We start from the raw sequence: 21,157 nt of genomic DNA, 5'->3' as shown, positions 1-21,157 counted from the left end.
CATGGATTTCGATTTCGCATTCACCTGGTCGATACTGCCCGACCTGCTGGCCGGGCTGCTGGTGACCGTCGAGGTGGTGCTGCTGGGCTTCGTGCTGGCCGTGGTGCTGGGCCTGGTGCTGGCGCTGGCCGGCCGCGCGCCCTGGGCCGTGGTGCGCCGCGCTGCCGCGGGGTACCTGAGCTTCTTGCGCCTGACGCCGCTGATGGTGCAGCTGTACGCGCTGTTCTTCGTGCTGCCGCAGGCGGGCATCACCCTGCCGGCGTTCGCCACCGGGGTCATCGGCCTGGGCCTGTATTACAGCGCCTACATCGCCGAAGCCTACCGCGGCGCCATCGACGGCATCGCCAACGGCCAGTGGGAAGCGGCCCGCGCCCTGGACTTGAACACTGCCCAGACCTGGCGGCGGGTCATCCTGCCCCAGGCCTGGAAGCCCATGGTGCCGGTGCTGGGCAACTACCTGATCGGCATGTTCAAGGAGACACCGCTGCTGGCGGTGATCACCATTCCCGAGCTGTTCCAGGCCGCCAAGCAGGTGGCCGGCATGACCTACCGCTACAACGAACCCTACACGCTGATGGCGCTGCTGTTCCTGCTGATCAGCGTGCCCACCTCGCTGTTGTTCAACCACCTGGAGAAGCGCAGCCATGCCTGATTCCCCCGCACAGATCCGCCTCACCCAGGTGGTCAAGGACTTCAGCAGCACGCGGGTCATCGACCACCTGGACTTGAACATCCCCCAGGGCCAGAAAGTGGCCATGATCGGCCCCAGCGGCTCGGGCAAGTCCACGGTGCTGCGGCTGATCAAGGGCCTGGAAAGCTACCAGCACGGTCACATCGAGGTGGCCGGCGCCCCCGTGCCGGCGCCGCGCCGTGGCTGGCGCTGGCGGCCCGAACCGGTGGTGCACCGGGTGGGCATGGTGTTCCAGCAGTTCAACCTGTTCCCACACCTGAGCGTGCTGGACAACGTCATCGAGGCGCCGCTGCAGGTGCTGCGCCTGAGCCGCGAGGAGGCGCTGGAGCGCGCCCACGGCTACCTGGCCATGGTCGGCATGGCCCACAAGGTCCACGCCTACCCCGCCACCCTGTCTGGCGGCCAGCAGCAACGGGTAGCCATCGCCCGCGCCCTGGCCATGCGCCCGCAGGTGATGCTGTTCGACGAGGTGACCTCGGCCCTGGACCCGGAACTGGTGGGCGAAGTGCTGGGGGTGATCCGCCGCATCGCCCATGAACAGCAGATGACCATGCTGCTGGTGACCCACGAAATGAAATTCGCCCGCGACGTGGCCGACCGCGTGCTGTTCATGGAGCACGGGCGCATCGTTGCCGATGGTTCGGCGGACCAGATCTTGGTCAATCCCCAGAACGAGCGCACCCGCCGCTTCCTCAACCTGGTAGCACAACACTAACCCGTAGCAGCGGCCAAAGGCCGCGTCCGGGGGCCCCAGGGCATGGCTGCCAGGACGCGGCCTTTGGCCACTGCTACGGGCTTAGGCCCACACCCGCCACCAGGGTACTTTCTGCTGGCCCTTCGTGGGCAGCACATCGGGCATATCGCGCAGGCGAATCCACGGTTCGTCCTGCCAATACAACACCTTCACCTGCCCCCCTTGCGTGCACATGGACGTCACCGCCGGCACCGTGCCCGGCGCGCTGCTGCGCAGCATGGGCACCACTTCCAGCGTCAGCCACTGGCGCAGCGCGCGGTTCTCGGGCATCTGGCTGTGCATGATCAAGGTCACCGCCCCGGTCTCGCTGACCAGCAGGCGCTTGCTCCACTCGCCTTCCACCTGGACCCACACCTCACGGTGCTGGTCGGCGTCCAGGCGGCGGATGCGGCGCTCCACGAAGTGCACGCCCATCAAGCGGCCCAGGTCGTGAATGCACAGCCAGGCCTGGCCTTCGAGCATCAGCGCGCGCAGCGGGAGTTGGTGGCGGAAAAAGGTGGTGGCGGCGAGTGCATCCATGGCGAAAGCTCCTTGCGGATGAAGGGCTGCCACGGTCATTGGAGTTAGGGTGGCAGCTGCGTGCAGGTTAGCGAACCGGGCTAGAACCGGCAGGCCCGAAGGCCTCCCACACGCAGCTGCCATAACACTTATCCCAGGCGTAAACGCCCGAAACAAGCGGTATGGTGCTGCAGTGTACTAGCACAGGTCGCTAAACCTGATCCCCGAGGCTTCGGAGACGCCGCGCAGGGTAAGGGGGCACCGAGGCAGTGGCAATCAAAGGAGTGTTAAGGGTTGTGTCCAGCCCCGGCCAGGGTGCCTGCCGGGGTGTTGAATGGGCAACAGCGGTTCTACATTTTGATCGACAGCCGCGCAACTACCGGCTCTACACAACTGATTTTAAAGGATAAAAGCGCTGGCACAGGTTGTGCACAGGCTCCTGCAACGCTGCTTGAGCCAAGGATAACGCCATGCCAACTTACACCACCCTCCCCGCCACCCCTGCTCCCGGGGAGCGCCAACCATGAAGCAATGGTTCGCCAACCTGATCTGGAGCGACCTGGGCCAGGCCTGCGTCGATACGCTGTCGATGCTCAGCGCCGCGCTGACGTTCACCGTGCTGTTGGGCCTGCCGCTGGGGGTGCTGCTGTATTTGACCGGGCGGTCGCAATTGCACGCCATGCCGCGCACCTACCGGGTGCTATCGCTGGTGGTGAATATCCTGCGGTCGCTGCCCTTCATCATTCTGCTGATTGTGCTGATACCGGTCACCAGCCTGCTCACCGGCACGTCGCTGGGCGTGGCCGGGGCCATTCCGCCCATGGTGGTGGGCTGCACGCCGTTCTTTGCGCGCCTGGTGGAAGCGGCGCTGCGCGAGGTGGACAAGGGCCTGGTGGAAGCCACCCAGGCCATGGGCGCCACCACCTGGCAGATCATCTGGCACACCCTGCTGCCCGAATCACGCACCGGGCTGATCGCCGCAGTCACCGTTACCGCCATCGTGCTGGTGGATTACACGGCCATGGCCGGGGTGATCGGTGGCGGCGGCCTCGGCGACCTGGCCATTCGTTTTGGCTACCAACGCTTCCAGACCGACGTGATGGTGATCACTGTCACCGTGCTGGTGGTGCTGGTACAGGCCCTGCAAATGACCGGCGACCGCCTGGTGGCGCACTTCAGCCGGCGCTGACCCCCGTTCAACCCCACCCTGCTCCTTCACTGCCCACGAGACCAACACCATGAAAAAAGCCCTTGCCGTATTGGCAGCCTTCGTTGCCTTCAGTGCCCATGCCGGTGAAAAACTGGTGGTAGGCGCCACCCCGGTGCCCCACGCCGAAATCCTCGAATTCGTGAAACCGGAACTGGCCAAGGAAGGCGTGGACCTGGACATCAAGGTGTTCACCGACTTCATCCAGCCCAACCTGCAACTGGCGCAGAAGAACCTGGACGCCAACTACTACCAGTACCGGCCGTTCCTCGATGACTTCAACAAGACCCGCCACACCGACCTGGTGCCGGTGGTAGGCGTGCACATCGAGCCGTTCGGCGCCTACTCCACCAAGTACAAGTCCCTGGCCGAACTGCCGGACGGGGCGTCGGTGGCCATCCCCAACGACCCGGTGAACACCGGCCGCGCCCTGGTGCTGCTGGCCGAGCAGGGCCTGATCCAGCTCAAGGACCCCAGCAACCCGCAGTCCACCGAGCACGACATCACCGCCAACCCCAGGCATTTGAAGATTCGCGAGCTGGAAGGTGCGCTATTGGCGCGTTCGGTGAAACAGGTGGACCTGGCGTTCGTGTTCGCCAACTACGCGCTGGAAGCAGGCATCGACATCAAGAGCGCGCTGATCGTAGAAAAAGGCAAGGACCTGTACGCCGAGTTCCTGGTGGCGCGCCCCGACGACATCAACGACCCGCGCATCCAGAAGCTGGCCAAGGCGTTGAATTCACCTGAAGTACGGCAGTTCATCCTGACCCGCTACAAAGGCGAGATCACCCCGGCGTTTTAATAAAGCCGTCGCGCAACGCCCTGTAGCCGCTGCCGCAGGCTGCGCTGGCCCTGTGCCCCGCTGGAGATCTGCGGTGTACGCAAGGGCCAGCGCAGCCTGGCGGCAGCGGCTACAGGGCGTGGCCGTCACGCGGTCTCGGCCACCACCACCTGGTTGCGCCCCTGGGCCTTGGCCCGGTACAGCGCCTTGTCGGCGCTGTTGATCAGCTTGTGCAGGTCCAGCACCCCGCCGTCCACCTCGGCCACGCCAAGGCTGGCGGTGATGCTCAGCACCGGGTCGGCCTGCAGGCCGGCGATGGTCTGCAGCACCTGCCGGGCGATGTCCCGGGCCTGCGCCAGGGTGGTGTCGGGCAGCAGCACGGCGAACTCCTCGCCCCCCAGGCGGCCGTGGATATCGGCGGCGCGGAACGAACGGGTGATCACCTGGCCAATCTGCCGCAGCACCTCATCGCCCGCCTGGTGGCCGTAGGTGTCGTTGATGTACTTGAAGTGGTCCATGTCCAGCATCACCGCGCACAGCGGCAGCTGGTTGCGCCGGCAGTAGGCGAACAGCTGCTGGGCGTGTTCGAAGAACGCGCGGCGGTTCTTCAGGCCGGTGAGTTCGTCGGTCTGCGCGGCGTAGGTGGAAATGCGGTGGGCGCTCTCCATTTCGTGGGTCAGGGTGTAGGCCTTCACCAGCGCGTCGGACAGCTTGTGGGTGGCGCGCACCACGAACGAGGCGAACACCAGCGTCGCCAGAGCCATGCCCACCTGCACTTCGGACGCCTGGAACAGCAGCCAGAACGTGGGCGGCAGCAGCACCAGCAGGATCGACATGACGGTCATGTGCCGGTACGCCGAGTAGCACGACACCGCGCTCACCGACATGCCCACGGCGAACAGCATCACCAGGGCCTGGGCCAGCAGGTCGCCCGCCGGCATCACCGCCAACGCCCCCGCGCCCCAGATGGTCGCGGACAGCGCCAGGGTCAGCCAGTACGGCCGCTCCCAGCGCTGGGGCGTGCGTTCGGCCTCGGGGCTGCGGTAGTAGCGCAGGAACAGCAGGGTGCGCAGCAGCGTCGAGGCGCTGAGCAGGCCCAGCCAGGTGACCACGGTGGCGTGGTCGAAGCGGTCCCAGCACAGCCAGCTGAGCATGAGCGCGGCCAGGTAACTGCCAAACACGGCCGACACCGATTGGCGGAACAGCTGTTGCAGCTGGTCCGTGCGTACCTGTGCAGCGATGTGTACGTCCTGTTGACGCCCCCGGTGATCCATTCGATCCGCCTGATCCTGCGACGAAAAACCGATTGTCGCATTGGGTTGGCTGGGTCACAACCTAATACCGCAGTGCCGCCGGACGCAGCCTGCGGCAGCTGCTACGAGGGGCTGTGTAGCAGCGGCCAAAGGCCGCGTCCGCAGGCGACGCAATCACCCCTGGCGCACGGCGATGCCGTCGATTTCCACCAGCGCGCCCGGCAACGGCAGGCCGGCTACCTGGATGGCCGTGCGCGCCGGCTTGTTGGGTTGCTCGGCGGTGCCGAAGAACGGCGTGTAGCCGGACTGCAGCCCAGCAAAATCAAGGCGCCCGTCCAGCTCGGGCACACCCACCAGGAACACCCGCAACTGGACGATATCGCCCAGGCCCAGGCCCTGCGCCTCCAGCACCGCCTTGAGCTTGCGCAGCACCGATTCGGTCTGGGTGCGGGTGTCGCCATAGGCCGCCGAAGTGCCCTGGGGGGCCTGCGGGTCGGCTACATCGGGCAAGGCGCCGCTGAGGAACACCAGCTGGGCATTGGCCGGCACGCTGACGGTCTGGGCGATGGGGGCCGTGGCCGGGCCGGTGCGAACGATGGTTTGGGTCATGTGTGTGCTCTCTGTGTGAAATGAAAAGATGCTTACGAAGCCAACGCCGTCTGGCGTTGGCGAATCACCTGTTCGGCCAGTTGCCCGACCACCCGCCGCGCGGCGTTGGCCGCCGACTCCTGCCAGATGCCGATGCCGCTCTGCCCCAGGCCGTCGCTGGCCAGGTACACGCGGCCCTGGGGCACCTCCAGCAAGGCGTGGGCGGCTGCCGGGAAATGCTCGCGTTGCAGCCACGGCCCTTCGCTGTAGGCCACCTGCTCCCAGGACACCGCCAGCGGATGGCGCAGGTGCCGGGACTGGCCAGGGTGCAACAGCTCCACGGCTTCGGCGGACGCCGCGTATTGCTCGGCCAGGGCCTTGTGGCCGAACTCGGCGGCGCCCTCGCCGGTCACGTAGCCGGCCACCAGCAGGCCTTGCGGGCTGTTGAGGTCGTTGCTGGGGTACCACAGCAGGCGCGCCGGGTGCTCCAGCCACGACAGGCCGCCATAGATGCGGTCTTTCTGCTCCCAGAAGCGCGGCGCCTGCCACGCCACCTTGGTGGCCTGGTCGTTGCGGGTGCTGTGCAGGGCGGCCTTGAAGGGTTCGCTGAAGTCGGTGTCCAGGCGCGCCAGCAGCGGCAGCGGCAGCGTCGAGATCAGGTAGTCGCCGCGTTCCAGGCGGCTCTCGCCACTGGCCGCGTCGTCGTAGGTGACGCTCACCCCTTCCCCGCTTTGCCGCAACTGGCGCACCACCGCGCCGAACTGCAGCTCGTCCTGCAGCCGCTGTTCGAACGCCGCGGCGATGCGGTCCATGCCGCCCACCGGTTGCAGCATGGTCGCGGAGAACTCCGGGTACTCGGTGTGCAGCAGTGCGCCCCACAGCTCCGGGTGCAGCAGCCGCTCCAGCGCCACCGGCGCGCCGAAGCCCGGCAGCGCGCCGGGCGCCGGCGCGGCAATGCCGTGGCCGGCACGCAGGCTGCCCTCGTACACCAGTTCCTGGGACAGGTCGCCGTAGCCTTGCAGGAAGGTCAGCAGGCGGCTGCGCTCCTCGGCCGACAGCTGATCGTCCAGCGCGTCGCGGTTGATGGCGGTGGCCAGCAGCCCGGCCAGGTGGCCGCGGGTGTCGTTCAAGGCCTGGCGCACGCTGAACGCCGGTTGTTCCAGGTCCGGCCGCAGCTGCGCGCTGTGGCTGGTGTTGACCAGCACTTCCAGGGGCACGCCCAGCTGGCTGCAATAGTCGAGGATGGTCTTGTGCTGGCTGGGCAGCCGCGCCGGGCCGGCGTTGAAGTACAGCCCCGGGGCGAACTGCGCGGTCTGCCGGCGGCCGTCCAGGTACTCGACTTCGTCACCGTGGCGCAGGGTCCAGTTGCGCCCGCCCACGCGCTGGCGCGCTTCCAGGATGCGCACCTGGAAGCCGGCGCGCTTGAGTTCGAACGCCGCCACCAGGCCGGCGATGCCGGCGCCCAGTATCAGCACCTTGGCGCCCTTGCCGGCCTGGCCGTTGTAGTCCAGCGGCTGGTGTTGCAGGTGGGTCGAAGGGCCCAGGCCCAGTGCTGCCAGGGCGGCCTTGGCGGCTGTTTCGCCGCCTACCGCGTTGATGCTGGCCAGCGCTTCACGTCGTGTCAGGGTCATGGTCGCGCTCCTCTCAGTCCGGCAGGCCCGGTGGGTTGATCAGCGAATGGTCGATACGCTCGTCGGCCAGGCCCCAGCGCTGCAGCACGCTGGCGTACTGGCCGCCGGCGATGGCGCCTTCCAGCGCGGTCTGGATCGGCGTGACCAGGCCATTGCCCTTGCGCGTGGTCACGGCAATATCGGCCTTCAGCGGCCAGCCGCCGTTCACCAGGCCCACCTGCTTGATGCCGCCGCGGGTGGCGGCGATGTAGGCCAGCAGCGAGTTGGGCGCAAAGAACGCGTCCACGCGGCCTGACTGCACGGCCAGGGTGGCGGCGGCCTGGTCGTCGAAGTACACCAGGGTGGCCGGCGCCAACCCGGCCTTTTCATTGGCCTCGTTCCAGGCCAGCAGCACCTTCTCCTGGTTGGTGCCCGAGCCGACGATGACTTTCAGGCCGGCGATGTCCTTGGCTTCCTTGATGGAGGTGATGGCGTTGCTGGCTTTCACGTAGAAACCCAGCACGTCCTGGCGGTAGGTGGCGAAGTCAAAGCGCTTCTTGCGCGACTCGGTCACGGTGACGTTGCTCAGCACCGCGTCGTATTTGCCCGAGCTGACGCCCAGCGGCCAGTCCTCCCAGCTGGTCTGCACCACTTTCAACTGCAGGCCCAGGCTGTCGGCGATCAGCCGCGCGGTGTCGGCCTCGCTGCCGATGGTGGTCTTGTCGTCGCTGGCCAACAGCGCCAGGGGTGGGCCCGAGGCGCCGGCGATGGCCACGGTGAAGGTGCCCGGCTCGACGAACTTGAAGCCCGCCGGGATCTGCGCGATGGCGGCCGGGTTGCGCGGCGCATCGATGTGCGCCTGCTGCGGGCTGAGGTCGAACGGCGCCGGGGGTTCTGCAGCCAGCGCCGGCAAGGCGGCGGCAAGGGCCAACAACACGAAGGCATGTTTCATGGCAGTCATTCCTTTAACAGGGGGGCAGTCAGCACCTTGCCCAGGAAGGCAGCGGTGCGTGGGTGACGCGGGTGTTGGAAAATCACTTCGGGCGGGCCCTGCTCCACCAGCTTGCCGTCCACCAGGAACACCACGTGGTCGGCCACCTCGCGGGCGAAGCCGATCTCGTGGGTGACCACCACCAGGGTGGTGCCGGTGGCGGCCAGCTGGCGGATCACGTCCAGCACCTCGCCTACCAGTTCCGGGTCCAGGGCCGAGGTCGGCTCGTCGAACAGCAGCACCTTGGGCCGCAGCGCCAGGGCGCGGGCGATGGCCACGCGCTGTTGCTGGCCGCCGGACAGCTGTCGCGGGTAGGCGTCGGCCTTGTCCTGCAGGCCGACTTTGGCCAGCAGCGCCAGCGCCTGTTCGCGGGCGTCGGCGCGGCGCCACAGCTTGTGCGCCAGGGGCGCTTCGGTAAGGTTCTCGAGCACCGTCAGGTGGCCGAACAGGTTGAAGTTCTGGAACACGAAGCCCACGTCCAGCCGGCGCTTGAGCACCTCGCGCTCCTTGAGCTCGTGCAGCTGGTTGCCCTTGCGCCGGTAGCCCACGTACTCACCGTCGATGGTGATGTGCCCGGCGTCGATCTTCTCCAGGTGGTTGATGGTGCGCAGCAGCGTCGACTTGCCCGAGCCCGACGGCCCGAGGATCACCGTGACCTGGCCAGGTTCGACCGTCAGGTCTATATCATTCAGCACCCACTGGCTGCCGAAGCGCTTGCTCACGCCTTGAATTTCGATGCGCCCCTCAGCCATGGGTGTGCTCCTTCAGCCAGCCCCGCAGGCGTTGCAGCGGCGTGGGCGGCAGGTTGCGCAGCGCGCCGCGGGCAAAATAGCGCTCCACGTAGAACTGCAAACTGGTGAGTGCGCTGGTGATCAGCAGGTACCACACCGTGGCCACGATCAGCAGCGGGATCACCGCCTGGGTGCGGTTGTAGATCACCTGCACGGTGTAGAAGAGTTCCGGCAAGGCCAGCACGTAGACAATGGAAGTGCCCTTGACCAGGCCGATCACCTCGTTGAACGCCGTGGGCACGATGGAGCGCAGCGCCTGGGGCAGAATGATGCGGAAGATCCGCCGGCTGGCCGGCAGGCCCAGGGCGGCGGCCGCTTCATGCTGGCCGTGGTCCACGCCCAGAATGCCTCCGCGGATGATCTCGGCGGTGTAGGCCGCCTGCATCATGCCCAGGCCCAGCACCGCCACGGTGAACTGGCTGAGCACGTCCACCGTCGACCACTTGATGCCCAGCTCGGTGAACGGCACGCCCAGCCACAGGTACTCGTACAGGTAGGCGAAGTTGTAGAGGATGATCAGCACCAGCAGCGCCGGCAGCGAGCGGAACACCCAGATGTAGGCCCAGGCCAGGGCCGCCAGCAGCGGCGAACGCGACAGCCGCGCCAGCGCCAGGCCGGTGCCCAGCACGGTGCTGAGCAGCGCCGCCAGCACCGTCAGTGCCAGCGTCTTGCCCAACCCCTTGAGCACCGCCGGGGCGAGGAAATACTCGGCGAACACGCCCCACTCCCAGCGCGGGTTGGTGGCCAGGGAATGGACGATGCCCACCAGCACCAGGGCGGCGAAGGCCGAACCGACCCAGCGCCACGGGTGGCGCGCCGGGACGATGTGCAGCGTGGTGTCGACCCTGGGCGTGGTCACGGCGGGCCGGGCTGGGGCGCGGTAGTGCGCGGCGTCGGAAACAATAGGCATGGCAGACTCCTCAGAAGGTGTACGTCAGGCGGGTGTAGTAGTAGCCACCGGTGAAGCCGTACGGCGAATAGGTGCCGTAGCTGCTGACCATGGTGGAAGACGGCACGCCCTGTTTCTTGGGGTAGACGTCAAACAGGTTCTTGGCGCCCACGGCCAGGCTCAGGTCCTTGGTCAGGTGGTAGCCCACGTCCAGGTCGGTGATCCACTGGGCTTTCCACACGCGGTCCAGGGAACGGTCGTCGGCGTCGTTCACCTCCTTCCACGAGCCGTAGCGGGTGAAGCCCAGGTTCACGTCGAACCTGGCGATGCTCCAGGTGCCGCCCAGGATCAGCTTGGTCTTGGGTTGCACGCCGGTGAGCAGGTTGCGCGCCTCGCGGTCCATCAGCTGGTACTGGGTACCGCCGATGTCGGTGGCCGCGGTGTAGCTGAGGATCTGGGTTTCGTTCCAGTTGAAGGCCGCGGTGTATTTCAGCGCGCCCCAGACGCCCAGGTCCTGCTTGTAGTTGCCCACCAGGTCGAGGCCCTTGGTGCGGGTGTCGGCGCCATTGAGGAAGTACTGGCCGCCAGAGGTGGAGGTGATGCCGTTGCTCTGCAGCACCTGGGTGACCTCGTCGCCCAGCAGGGTGCCGGTCAGGGTGATGCGGTCGCGGATGTTCACCACGTAGGCGTCGGCAGTCAGCGTCAGGTCGTCGATGGGCGTATAGGTCAGGCCCAGGCTGAAGTTGGTGGAGCGCTCGGGCTTCAGGGACTTGGCGCCCAGGGCCTTGGCCGCTGCCGAATCCACCGGCAGCACGCCGTAGTTGATGGACTGGTACACGCCATCGACCACGCCGTAGGTGGTGGAACGGGCGCTGAACAGGCTGTCGGCCAGGGACGGCGCGCGGAAGCCGTTGCTGACGGTGCCGCGCACGGCAAACTTGGGGGTGAATTCGTAGCGGGTGGTCAGCTTGCCGCTGCGGGTGGCGCCCACGCCTTCGTTGTAATGCTCGTAGCGCACGGCGGTGCCCAGGTACCACTGCGGCAGCGGGTTGATGCCCAGGTCCAGGTAACTGGCGACGTCGTTGCGGCTGGCGCTGGCCTCTTCCGCTGGCGAGATGCCGTTGGTGACCTGGGCGCCGGAGGACGCGCAGTTGCCGGCCGACACACAATAGCCGCCGTCGGCGTACGAGGCGTAGTCGCCCTTCTTCACTTCATAGCTGTCGCGGCGGTGCTCCAGGCCCCAGGACACGTCCATGGGCTTGCTCAGGCCCACGTCGTAGTTGCGCTTGAAGTCGAGGTTGGTAGTCAGCTCGTCCGACACCCAGGTGCCGTTGGTGAAGCTGTTGGGCGTGGCCTCGCCCAGGGACGGGTTCTGGTTGTGGAAGCTGCCCTGGGTGGCTTCGTTGCGGCCATAGGTGGTGGACAGGTCCCAGTCCCAGGCACCGACGAGGCCCTTGGCACCGAAGGCGGCCTGGTAGTCGTCCTCGGTGATGGTCCAGGTCGGCGTGTAGCCGCCGGGGTAGCCGTTGGGGCCGGTGGTGATGGTGTTGGTGATGGTCGGCAGGCGGAAGTTCTGGCCTTGCTCGGCCTCGCGGTGCGACACGGTGCTGAACGAGTACAGGCTCAGGTCATCGTTGAGCGGCAGTTCGGCGTTGTAGGCCAGGTTGTACAGGTCGATCTTCGGCGTGCCGTAGCCGCCGTAGGTGGAGGTGCCGGCCTTGTTGTAGGCCTGGGCGTAGGTGTAGCCGTTGGCGCTGGCCTTGTTGTCGTCGTTCTGGTTGCGCGCGTCCAGGCTCAGGTGGACGATGCCGCCGTTGCCGATCTCGAAGCCCTTGTCCAGGCTCTGCTGCACGGTCTGTTTCTTGCCGTCGTAGCCCTGGCCGACGTTGGTCACCGAGGTGCCGCTGGCGTCGGCCTTGAGGATCACGTTGATCACCCCGGCGATGGCGTCCGAGCCGTACTGGGCGGCAGCGCCGTCGCGCAGCACTTCGACGTGGTCGATGGCGCCGATGGGGATCATGTCCAGGTCCACCGGGGCGGCGCCGGTGTTGATGCCGTTGATGTTCAGGGTGGCAGCGGTGTGGCGGCGCTTGCCGTTGACCAGCACCAGCACCTCGGCGGCGTTCATGCCGCGCAGGTTCGGTGCGCGGGCCATGCCGCTGGCGTCCCAGCCGGTCTTCTCCGGCAGGCTCAGCGACGGGATGACGGCGCTGAGCGCTTCCATGAGGCCGGGTTTGCCGGTGGCTTGCAGCTGCTTGGCGCTGACCACGTCGATGGGCACCGGGCTGCTGGTGACGGTGCGCTGCTCGGCGCCGCGGTTGCCGGTGACCACCACGGTGTCCAGGGCGCTGTCATCGGCCTGGGCGGCGCCGGCGAACAGCACGCCGGCCACGGCCAGGGCCAGGGGGCTGAAGGTAACCGTGGGGGTGAAAGGATTGCGTCCACTGCGTTGGCTGACGAATTCCATGGGTGTTGCGACTCCCGTCCAACACCTGCACGCGGGGTGCCCGTCCGGGGCACCGATAGGCTGCAGGCCTGATCTGATGGATACCATCCGGGGGTGGGGGTAGGTGGTCTGGGATTTAAGATAGGGAAATAACGGTGAGACGTATAATTCTATTTGAGCATATGTATCTATGATTTTATTTTATTGTTTTTTGCTTATTACATTACATAAATGAATTATATTTTTGGTTTTCACCCACCCACGTAGCAGCGGCCGCGAGGCCGCGTCCAAGGCCACACCGCGGTGGCGCTGGACGCGGCCTGCGGCCGCTGCTGCAGAAGTGGCGTTGCGTGCGGGTAGGAGCCGGCCTTGGCCGCGATGCAGGCGATACGATCGGCGGGGATACGCATTCGCGTAGCAGCTGCCGAAGGCTGCGTCCGGGTTCACCGCGGTGTACCGGGAACAGCGCGGCGCCTGGGACGCGGCCTACGGCCGCTGCTACAGGAACCGCGTTGCGTGCGGGGTAGGAGCCGGCCTTGGCCGCGATGCAGGCGACACGATCGGCGGGGTATACGCATTCGCGTAGCAGCTGCCGCAGGCGGCGTCCGGGTTCACCGCGGTGTACCGGGAACAGCGCGGCGCCTGGGACGCGGCCTACGGCCGCTGCTACAGGAACCGCGTTGCGTGCGGGGTAGGAGCCGGCCTTGGCCGTGATGCAGGCGACACGTTCGGCGGGGATACGCATTCGCGTAGCAGCTGCCGAAGGCTGCGTCCGGGCCCAGCGCGGCGCCACTTGCCTCTCAGTTTTTATAGTCGACGTCGGTCCGTTCCAGCTGGCGAATCAATGCGTTCCAGTGGCGCGCCACGCCCGGGCCGTCGCCGGCGGAATGGCCTTTGGCCTGTTCTTCCACCTTCGCCACCACTTCCCGTGGCGGGAACACCAACTCCCCATTGCCAGCCGCCTGGGCCGCCACCTGGATGGCGCAGGCGCGCTCCAGGCCGTGCAACTGCTGGAAGGCGTGCTCGACGCTGATGCCGCCGGTGAGCAGGCCGTGGTTGCGCAGAATCATCACGCTCTTGTCGCCCAGGTCGGCCACCAGGCGCTCGCGCTCGTCCAGGTCCAGGGCGATGCCCTCGTAGCCGTGGTAGGCCACGCGGCCAGAGAAGGCAATGGCGTGCTGGGAGATGGGCAGCAGGCCGTCCTTCTGCGCCGACACGGCAATGCCGTCGCGGGTGTGGGTGTGCAGCACGGCCTTGAGGTCCGGCCGGGCGCCGTGGATGGCGCTGTGAATCACGTAGCCGGCGTAATTGATGCCCAGGCCGGTGGGGTCGTCGACGATGGTGCCGTCGAGGTCGACCTTGACCAGGTTGGAGGCGTTGATCTCGTCGAACAGCAGGCCGAAGGCGTTGATCAGGAAGTGCTCGTCGGGGCCGGGCACGCGGGCCGAGAAGTGCGTGTAGATGTGGTCGGTCCAGCGGTGCAGGGCCGCCAGGCGGTAGGCGGCGGCCAGCTTGACGCGCACTTCCCACTCCTCGGGGCTGACGCGGTCGCGGACGTGGGTGGCGGTAGGTTGAAGCGGTAAGGATGTGACGCTGCTCATGGGCACTGCTCCCTGTGGGGCCGAGGACTGTCGTGCACGCAGCCTAAGCGCCTCGGGGAGCATTTAAAAATCACATTTTATTCTAAGCTAATTATTATATTTTTTTATGTTGTCAGGCGGCGTCGCGGCTTTTCTTCAGCGACCGGGCCACCAGCTCGCCGAACGCCTCCACCGGCCCCTGCAGGTTGCCGAGGAACCGCGGGAAAATCAGCCACAGGTCCATCACTGGCTTGAAGTCCTTGAGCGGCACCACCGCCAGCAGGTCGCGGTGGGCGCTGCGCTCCAGCAGGTCTCGAGGCACCAGGCCCAGCCCCATGCCCTCGGCCACCAGGCCCAGCTGCAGCTCGGTGCCGAAGGTTTCCAGGTTGATCTTCAGGCCCAGGCCCTGGTCCGACAGCGTGCGCTGCAGGCCGGCGCGGAAGCCGCAGCCGTCGGGGTTGAGCACCCAACCGCCGTCATAGACATCGGCCAGCTTGCACGGGCGCTTGGGCACGCGGTCCTTGGCGCACACCACCACCAGCTCCATCTTGCCGATGGATTCGCCGATGATGTTGTCCGGGAAAATCTTGCCCGCCGGGAACAGCGCGGCGGCGGCGTCCAGCTCGCCCTTCTCGATCTTGCCCACCAGGTGGCTGCCCCAGCCGGTGGCCACCTGGGCGCGCAGCGCCGGGTACTGGTGGCGCAGGTGCTTGAGGGCATCGAGCAGCACCACATCGCCGATGGTCTGCGGCACGCCCAGGCGCAGCACGCCGGTGGGCGGCGCGTCGCTGGCGACCAGTTCGCGCAGGGCGTCCATCTCGCGCAGGATGGTGCGGCACTGGGCGTACACCTGGTGGCCGATGAGCGTCGGCTTGAGCGGCTTGGTGTTGCGGTCGAACAGCTCGACCCCCAGTGCCTGCTCGAAGTTCTGCACGCGCCGGGTGATCGCCGGCTGGGTCAACTGCAAGGACTCGGCGGCATGGCTGATCGATTGGCAACGGATCACTGCGACAAAAGCATCGATATCATCAATTTTCATTCGGGCCGCACATGGTAAAGATGGGACAAGATGTGCGAAAAGCATAGTCCCATTCGCCCTGGGCAGGCAACGGCGATTCGGTTATGGCCTCATGCCAGGAAAGCCAGGGCTTCATCCAGCAGCAACTGCGGCGCCTCCTCGGCAATGTAGTGCCCGGCCGCCAGCGCCTTGCCGCGCACGTCGCTGGCCACCTTGCGCCACTCGTCCAGCGGCTGGAAGCAGCGCCCCACCACGCCTTCGGCGCCCCACAGGACCAGCAGCGGCAGCTCCAGGCCATGGCCACGGGCGAGGTCGGCGCGGTCGTGCTCAAGGTCGATGGCGGCGCTGGCGCGGTAATCCTCGCAGATGCCGCGGGCGCTGCCGGGCCGCTGCAGGCAGCGCAGGTATTCGCCGAAGGCCTCGTCGGTGAACGGCGCCAGGCCGGCGCTGCGGCTGCCCATGACGCTGCGCAGGTAGCCATCGGGGTTCGCTTCGATGAGGGTTTCCGGCAACGGCGCCGGGCGGATCAGGAAGAACCAGTGCCAGTAGGCGCGGGCGAAGGCTTCGTTGGTCTGCGCGTACATCGCCAGGGTCGGCGCGATGTCCAGCAGCACCATGCGCTGCACCACGCCGGGATGGTCCAGCGCCAGGCGGTGCGCCACCCGCGCGCCACGGTCGTGGGCCAGCACCGCGAATTGCTCGAAGCCCAACGCGGCCATCAGCGCCACGTTGTCCTGGGCCATGACGCGCTTGCTGTAGGCGGCGTGGTCGGCGCTGGCCGGCGGCCGACCGCTGTCGCCGTAGCCGCGCAGGTCGGCGGCCACCACGGTGAAGTGTTGGGCCAGTTGCTCGGCCACCTTGTGCCAGATTACGTGGGTTTGCGGGTGGCCGTGCAACAGCAGCAGCCCGGGGCCGCTGCCGCCGATGCGGTAGGCGATGTCGACGCCGTTGACGTGGGCATGGGCCTTGCGGAAGCCAGCGAACATGAGCGGTGATCCTTTTTATTGGGAGGGCTGCCAAAGCATATTAGCAACGGCAATCCAATCAATAGCGTCGCCGTGGCCGCATAAGCCACGAACTGTGAACACGGGCCTCTACGCAAACGCTATATAGTTTTGTATATTGCGATTCTCAATTCCCTTCCGCGCACAGCACGGGAATGAAGCACAACAAGGATCCGCCGATGTACATTATGCCTTTCGACCCCCGGCTGGACGCCAGCCCCCCTGCCCCCGCGCCGCAGTTGCCGGTGCGCGAGCACATCCTGCAGGCCGCCTGCCAGGTGTTCGCCCGCGAAGGCTTCGATGCGGCCACGGTCAACGTCATCGCCCAGCACGCCGGGCTGCCCAAGCCCAATGTGCTGTACTACTTCAAGTCCAAGGACAACCTCTACGCCCAGGTGCTGGAAAGCATTGCCACGCCGTACCTGGACGCCTGCCTGTCACTGCACGACAACGACCAGCCGGTGGCAGCCCTGACCCGCACGGTGAGCGCCATGGTGCAGCTGTTCGAGCGGCAGCCGTTTGCTTCCAAGGTGTTCATGGTCGAGCTCAAGGAAGGCGCCACGCGCCTGCCGCCCGCCTACGCCGAACGCTGGGCGGCGCGGGTGCGCGAGCACATCGAGCGGCTGGGCCGCTGGGTCGACGCCGGCCTGCTGGCTCCGGTGGACCCGCGGCACCTGTTGCTGTCGACCTGGGCCATCGCCCAGTCGTGCATCAGCCTGGGCTGGCAGGTGCCAGGCCTGCGCGGCCGCGAGCAGCTGGAAGCGATCGACTACGCCGCCGCCACCCAGACCGCCACGCGGCTGCTGGTGGAAGGCCTGACGCCCGTGCAGCCAGCGGCCCAGCGCAAGCGCGCCTGATACCCCCCACCTACTGACTCCCCCTGGGTTTCGTACCTGTTTTACGGGCGGTTTTGCCGTGTTCGGACGATGACATTTGATAATCCTATATTATCAACTCTTTATAAATTGAAATTACCGCAAAACACCAAGCGACAAAAAATATGTAATTACATGGTACGTAATACAGTACGAAATCGTAGCAGCTGCCGCAGGCTGCGTCCGGCGCACCACCGAATAACGGGCACGCAAAGACGCGGCCATGCGGCCGCTGCTACGTTGGAGAAAAGGAGGGGGTTACAGGCTGGCCAGCGTGTCCCACAGCAGCTTCAGGTTCAGCACCACGATCACCGCGGCTACCAGCCAGGCCAGCACCTTGGTCACCGGGCCGATGACCAGCTCGCCCATGCTGCGGCGGTCGGAGACGAAGCTCACCAGCGGAATCACCGCGAACGGCAGCTGCATCGACAGCACCACCTGGCTCAACACCAGCAGGCGCGCGGTGCCCTCCTCGCCGTACAGGCTGGTGACCGCGATCACCGGCACAATGGCGATGCCACGGGTCAGCAGCCGCCGCGCCCAGTCGGGGATGCGCAGGTCGAGAAAGCCTTCCATGACGATCTGCCCCGCCAGGGTGGCGGTCACCGTGGAGTTGATGCCCGAGGCCAACAGCGCCACGCCCAGCAACGCCGAGGCGATGCCCACGCCCAGCAGCGGCGACAGCAGGTGGTAGGCCTGCTCGATCTCCACCACGTCGGTGTGGCCGCTGCCATGGAAGACGGCGGCGGCCGTGATGAGGATGGCGGCGTTGACGAACAGCGCCAGGGTCAGGGCGATGGTGCTGTCGGCCACCGCCCAGCGCAGGCCGCTGCGACGGCCTTCCGGGGTGCGTGGGTAGGCCCGGGTCTGGACGATGGAGGAATGCAGGTAGAGGTTGTGCGGCATCACCGTGGCGCCAATGATGCCGATGGCGATGTACAGCATGGCCGGGTGGGTGACGATGCTCGCCTGAGGGATAAAGCCCTGGAACACTTCACGCCATTGCGGCTGGGCCAGCACCAATTGCGCGGCAAAGCAGGCAAATATCAGGGTCAGCAAGGCAATGACGAAGGCTTCCAGCGCGCGGAAGCCGCGGTTCATCAGCAGCAGGATCAGGAACACGTCCAGCACGCAGAGCACAGCGCCCCATAGCATGGGTATGCCGAACAGCAGCTTGAGGGCGATGGCCGTGCCGATCACCTCCGCCAGGTCGCAGGCGATGATCGCCGCCTCGCAGGCCAGCCACAGGGCAATGCACACCGGCCTGGGGTAGCGCTGGCGGCAGGCCTGGGCCAGGTCCAGGCCGGTAGCGATACCCAAGCGCGCGGCCAGGGCCTGCAGCAGCACGGCCATGATGTTCGACAGCAGGATCACCGACAGCAACGTGTAGCCAAACTGCGAGCCGCCGGCGATGTCGGTGGCCCAGTTGCCCGGGTCCATGTAGCCCACCGCAACCATGTAGCCGGGCCCGGCGAACGCCAGCAGGCGGCGCAGCCAATGGCCATTCGCGGGCACGGCGACGCTGCCGTTCATCGCACCCAGGCTGGGGCGGGCGGCAAGGGGGAGCGTGCGCCTGTGGCGGGCCGTGTAGTCGGCCTGGTGGTTATCCGTATTCAAGGTCGCGCTTCGCTGTTACTGAGTCGAAAACTGCCGGCGAAACAAAGCGCCTATCTGCTGAACGTAGCGGCTTTGCGGAAATTTACTCGCCTGGCGAATTATTTCCGACCACAGGGCTGGGCGAAGGTCGATTGCAGGCGATCAGCGGCACCTTCACTGGGCGAGCGGCCCCGTGCTGGGATACCCTTGCCAGCCTTCCCCGCCTGGCCACCGGAGCCGCCGTGACTGATTCTGCCCATCGCCCCACGCTCACTACCTCCACCCTGCTGGGTATCGCCCAGATCATCGCCTGGGGTGGCTCGTTCTATCTGATTGCCGTGCTCGCCGCGCCCGTGGTGGCCGACACGGGCTGGAGCCAGGCCTGGGTGTATGGTGCACTGTCGCTGGCCATCCTGCTGTCTGGCCTGTTGGCGCCCAGTGTTGGCCGCCTGGTGGCACGCCTGGGCGGCCGCCGGGTGCTGGTGGCCAGCGCGCCGATACTGGCCGCCGGCCTGGCGCTGCTGGCGGTGGCGCCCAACCTGCCGTGCTTTTTGCTGGCCTGGGTGGTGATCGGCATCGGCATGGCCGCCGGACTGTATGACCCCTTGTTCGCGGCCCTGGGCCAGCGTTTTGGCAGCGACGCACGCAGCGCCATCACCCAGATCACCCTGGTGTCAGGGTTCTGCACCTCGATCACCTGGCCGCTAGTGGCGGCGCTGGTGGCGCACCTGGGCTGGCGCGGCGCCTGCCTGACCTACAGCGGCCTGCTGCTGGTGATAGTGCTGCCGATTTACCTGCGCACCCTGCCACCGCTGGCCGCCCTGCCCGCCAGCCACGCGGCAGCGCCTGGTGCCAGCGGCGCGGCGCCGGACCGCCGGGTATTTGTGCTGCTGACCGCCAGTTTCACCCTGGCGGCGGTGATTTTCACCGCTATTTCGGTGCAACTGATCAGCCTGCTGCAAAACCTCGGCTTCAGCCTTACGGCAGCCCTGGGCGTGGCCGCGTTGATCGGCCCCAGCCAGGTGGGCGTACGGGTGCTGCAGGTGGTGCTGGGGCGCAACGCGCACCCTATCTGGAGCACGCTGGCGTCGGTGCTGCTGGTGGCCGCGGGCCTGGCAGGGCTGCTGTTCGCGACCCAGTGGGCGCTGGTGGCTATCGTGGTGTACGGGCTGGGCAGCGGTATTCGGTCGATTGTGCGCGGCACCCTGCCCCTGGCGCTGTTTGGCCCGGCCACCTACGCCGTGGTGCTGGGCCGCATCGCGCGCCCGGTGTTGATTGCCCAGGCGCTGACGCCGCTGTTGGGTGGGTATCTGCAGGCGCATTTTGGTGCCACGGCGACGTTGGCGGTGCTGGGGGTGCTGGCGTTGGTCAACGTGGGGACGGTGGTGGCGTTGCAGCGCCACATGCCACGCCACTGATGCCGTAGCCGCTGCCGCAGGCTGCGCTGCCCCTATGCCTCGCTGCACATCTCCAGCGTACGCGATGGCCAGCGCAGCCTGGCGGCAGCGGCTACGGGCGATAGCGGCGGACTCATTGGGTTTGCTGCAATTTCAGGCCATCGCGAATCACCTGCACCTGCGCCTCGTTGTCGGCATAGCCCTGCGCCGACCCCGCATACGACAACGAATACGCCGCCCCCGGCGCACTTCCTGCCACCAGGGTCTGGGTCATCACGTGGCCGCCGTTGAGGCTGATCTTGCAGGTGGTTTCCACCGCGGCGATGTCGCCCAGCTTCGAGTCGTGGACCTTAGTGCACACGCTCTGGTACCCGCCATGGCTGAAGTTGATCTGCAGCGCCTTGCGCATTTCCAGCACCACGCCGCCCAGGTTCACCTGGTGGTCCGGCGCCAACGCCGTGCGGGTCAGTTCCACCACCATCTGCGGGTCACCGTTGGCGTCATTCTTCGCCGCGCGCTGGCGGTGCACGGCCGGGTCGCTGCCGGCGGGCAGCTCCTCGACGCTCCAGCCCGCCGGCCAGGTGATCACCACCTCGTCGGCCAGGGCCAGGGGCGCGGCCAGCAACAGGCCAAGGGCAAACAAGGTACAGCCACTGTGCGGGAAGGTCATGGAAAGCGCGGGGTCCGTTGAGAAAGGGGGCCGATGAAACCGCGAGCGTGACGCAACTTAGACTTCAAGTAAAACATTTCACCCGCCTGCTACCCTCAGATCGTGTTTAATTGCGCCTATTTAACTGCCCGAGGTACTGCATATGCCTGCCCTGCCCTTGAGAAAACTGCTGGGTGCCACCGCGCTGCTACTTGGCTGCGCCGTGTCGCCGCTGGTGCTCGCCCATGCCCACCTGAAAAGCGCCACGCCGGCGGCCGACGCCACCGTCAGCGCCCCGGCCGAGCTGAGCCTGGTGTTCACCGAAGGCGTCGAGGAAAGCTTCACCAAGGTTGACCTCAGCCGCGACGGCGAGCCCGTGCTGGTCAAGAGCATCGCCACCCAGGGGGCCGACAAGAAGACCCTGATCGTCACCCCGGCCGCACCGCTGGCGGCAGGCACCTACACCGTGAAGTGGCATGCGCTGTCGGTGGACACCCACAACAGCGACGGCAGCTACAGCTTCAAGGTGGCCCCGTAAC

At 66.7% G+C, this 21,157-nt stretch carries 20 protein-coding genes; 7 read left to right on the top strand and 13 right to left on the bottom strand.

Annotation, left to right across the window (positions count from 1 at the left end; genetic code table 11):
- Position 1: 1 nt before the first annotated feature.
- Both ehuD and AC0Z2B_RS29250 read left to right on the top strand, forming a co-directional pair.
- Positions 2 to 652 carry an ectoine/hydroxyectoine ABC transporter permease subunit EhuD gene (gene ehuD, locus AC0Z2B_RS29255; RefSeq protein ID WP_476301339.1) on the top strand — a complete coding sequence of 217 codons (651 nt, stop codon included), beginning with the start codon at positions 2 to 4 and terminating at the stop codon, positions 650 to 652.
- Positions 645 to 1,406, top strand: a complete 762-nt coding sequence (locus tag AC0Z2B_RS29250; RefSeq protein WP_476301337.1) for an amino acid ABC transporter ATP-binding protein — start codon at positions 645 to 647, stop codon at positions 1,404 to 1,406. The genes ehuD and AC0Z2B_RS29250 overlap by 8 nt, the downstream gene beginning before the upstream one ends.
- A gap of 81 nt (positions 1,407 to 1,487) precedes the next feature.
- Here the strand turns inward: AC0Z2B_RS29250 and AC0Z2B_RS29245 are convergent, their stop codons facing one another.
- Positions 1,488 to 1,964, bottom strand: a complete 477-nt coding sequence (locus tag AC0Z2B_RS29245) for a BRO-N domain-containing protein (protein ID WP_476301335.1) — start codon at positions 1,962 to 1,964, stop codon at positions 1,488 to 1,490.
- A 502-nt stretch (positions 1,965 to 2,466) separates the two neighbouring features.
- Here AC0Z2B_RS29245 and AC0Z2B_RS29240 point away from each other — a divergent pair.
- Both AC0Z2B_RS29240 and AC0Z2B_RS29235 read left to right on the top strand, forming a co-directional pair.
- A complete protein-coding gene (locus AC0Z2B_RS29240) occupies positions 2,467 to 3,132 on the top strand; it encodes an ABC transporter permease subunit (RefSeq protein WP_473006681.1) in 666 nt (221 codons plus the stop codon).
- 49 nt (positions 3,133 to 3,181) lie between these two features.
- Positions 3,182 to 3,952 (top strand): MetQ/NlpA family ABC transporter substrate-binding protein, encoded by a 771-nt coding sequence (locus AC0Z2B_RS29235; protein ID WP_476301333.1) that lies wholly within the window; start codon positions 3,182 to 3,184, stop codon positions 3,950 to 3,952.
- 125 nt (positions 3,953 to 4,077) lie between these two features.
- On the opposite strand, the gene AC0Z2B_RS29230 is transcribed toward AC0Z2B_RS29235, so the two are convergent.
- From AC0Z2B_RS29230 to AC0Z2B_RS29185, 10 genes are all read right to left on the bottom strand, one after another.
- Complete coding sequence (locus AC0Z2B_RS29230; protein WP_476301330.1) at positions 4,078 to 5,205, bottom strand: GGDEF domain-containing protein; 1,128 nt, start codon at positions 5,203 to 5,205, stop codon at positions 4,078 to 4,080.
- A gap of 153 nt (positions 5,206 to 5,358) precedes the next feature.
- A complete protein-coding gene (locus AC0Z2B_RS29225; protein ID WP_476301328.1) occupies positions 5,359 to 5,793 on the bottom strand; it encodes a RidA family protein in 435 nt (144 codons plus the stop codon).
- A gap of 32 nt (positions 5,794 to 5,825) precedes the next feature.
- Positions 5,826 to 7,403, bottom strand: coding sequence for a flavin monoamine oxidase family protein (locus tag AC0Z2B_RS29220; protein WP_476301325.1), 1,578 nt, complete (start codon positions 7,401 to 7,403; stop codon positions 5,826 to 5,828).
- Positions 7,404 to 7,416: 13 nt separating this feature from the next.
- Positions 7,417 to 8,334, bottom strand: coding sequence for an ABC transporter substrate-binding protein (locus tag AC0Z2B_RS29215; protein ID WP_476301323.1), 918 nt, complete (start codon positions 8,332 to 8,334; stop codon positions 7,417 to 7,419).
- Between the two features lie 5 nt (positions 8,335 to 8,339).
- Positions 8,340 to 9,125: an amino acid ABC transporter ATP-binding protein gene (locus tag AC0Z2B_RS29210; RefSeq protein ID WP_416424230.1), complete on the bottom strand. Its 786-nt coding sequence runs from the start codon at positions 9,123 to 9,125 to the stop codon at positions 8,340 to 8,342.
- A complete protein-coding gene (locus tag AC0Z2B_RS29205) occupies positions 9,118 to 10,074 on the bottom strand; it encodes an amino acid ABC transporter permease (protein ID WP_476301321.1) in 957 nt (318 codons plus the stop codon). Before AC0Z2B_RS29205 ends, AC0Z2B_RS29210 begins: the two co-directional genes overlap by 8 nt.
- 10 nt (positions 10,075 to 10,084) lie before the next feature.
- Positions 10,085 to 12,520 carry a TonB-dependent receptor plug domain-containing protein gene (locus tag AC0Z2B_RS29200; protein WP_476301318.1) on the bottom strand — a complete coding sequence of 812 codons (2,436 nt, stop codon included), beginning with the start codon at positions 12,518 to 12,520 and terminating at the stop codon, positions 10,085 to 10,087.
- Positions 12,521 to 13,299: 779 nt separating this feature from the next.
- Complete coding sequence (locus tag AC0Z2B_RS29195; RefSeq protein WP_476301316.1) at positions 13,300 to 14,100, bottom strand: class II aldolase/adducin family protein; 801 nt, start codon at positions 14,098 to 14,100, stop codon at positions 13,300 to 13,302.
- A 112-nt stretch (positions 14,101 to 14,212) separates the two neighbouring features.
- The gene (locus AC0Z2B_RS29190; RefSeq protein WP_416424226.1) at positions 14,213 to 15,118 is read right to left on the bottom strand and encodes a LysR family transcriptional regulator; all 906 of its coding nucleotides are present in this window, start codon (positions 15,116 to 15,118) and stop codon (positions 14,213 to 14,215) included.
- Between the two features lie 89 nt (positions 15,119 to 15,207).
- Positions 15,208 to 16,083 (bottom strand): alpha/beta fold hydrolase, encoded by an 876-nt coding sequence (locus AC0Z2B_RS29185; protein WP_476301314.1) that lies wholly within the window; start codon positions 16,081 to 16,083, stop codon positions 15,208 to 15,210.
- Positions 16,084 to 16,280: 197 nt separating this feature from the next.
- On the opposite strand from AC0Z2B_RS29185, the gene AC0Z2B_RS29180 reads away from it, so the two are divergent.
- Positions 16,281 to 16,958 (top strand): TetR family transcriptional regulator C-terminal domain-containing protein, encoded by a 678-nt coding sequence (locus AC0Z2B_RS29180; protein WP_476301311.1) that lies wholly within the window; start codon positions 16,281 to 16,283, stop codon positions 16,956 to 16,958.
- A 276-nt stretch (positions 16,959 to 17,234) separates the two neighbouring features.
- Here the strand turns inward: AC0Z2B_RS29180 and AC0Z2B_RS29175 are convergent, their stop codons facing one another.
- Positions 17,235 to 18,593, bottom strand: a complete 1,359-nt coding sequence (locus AC0Z2B_RS29175; protein WP_476301309.1) for an Nramp family divalent metal transporter — start codon at positions 18,591 to 18,593, stop codon at positions 17,235 to 17,237.
- 272 nt (positions 18,594 to 18,865) lie between these two features.
- On the opposite strand from AC0Z2B_RS29175, the gene AC0Z2B_RS29170 reads away from it, so the two are divergent.
- On the top strand, positions 18,866 to 19,990 hold the full coding sequence (locus tag AC0Z2B_RS29170; protein ID WP_476301358.1) for an MFS transporter: 1,125 nt from the start codon (positions 18,866 to 18,868) through the stop codon (positions 19,988 to 19,990).
- 112 nt (positions 19,991 to 20,102) lie between these two features.
- Here AC0Z2B_RS29170 and AC0Z2B_RS29165 read toward each other — a convergent pair whose 3' ends face one another.
- Positions 20,103 to 20,639: a DUF4946 domain-containing protein gene (locus tag AC0Z2B_RS29165; RefSeq protein WP_476301307.1), complete on the bottom strand. Its 537-nt coding sequence runs from the start codon at positions 20,637 to 20,639 to the stop codon at positions 20,103 to 20,105.
- 142 nt (positions 20,640 to 20,781) lie between these two features.
- On the opposite strand from AC0Z2B_RS29165, the gene copC reads away from it, so the two are divergent.
- Complete coding sequence (copC, locus tag AC0Z2B_RS29160) at positions 20,782 to 21,156, top strand: copper homeostasis periplasmic binding protein CopC (RefSeq protein ID WP_476301305.1); 375 nt, start codon at positions 20,782 to 20,784, stop codon at positions 21,154 to 21,156.
- The last annotated feature ends 1 nt before the right edge of the window (position 21,157 follow it).

Source organism: Pseudomonas sp. GYB4201 (assembly GCF_056312595.1).
This window is presented reverse-complemented; position numbering and strand designations above follow the sequence as displayed.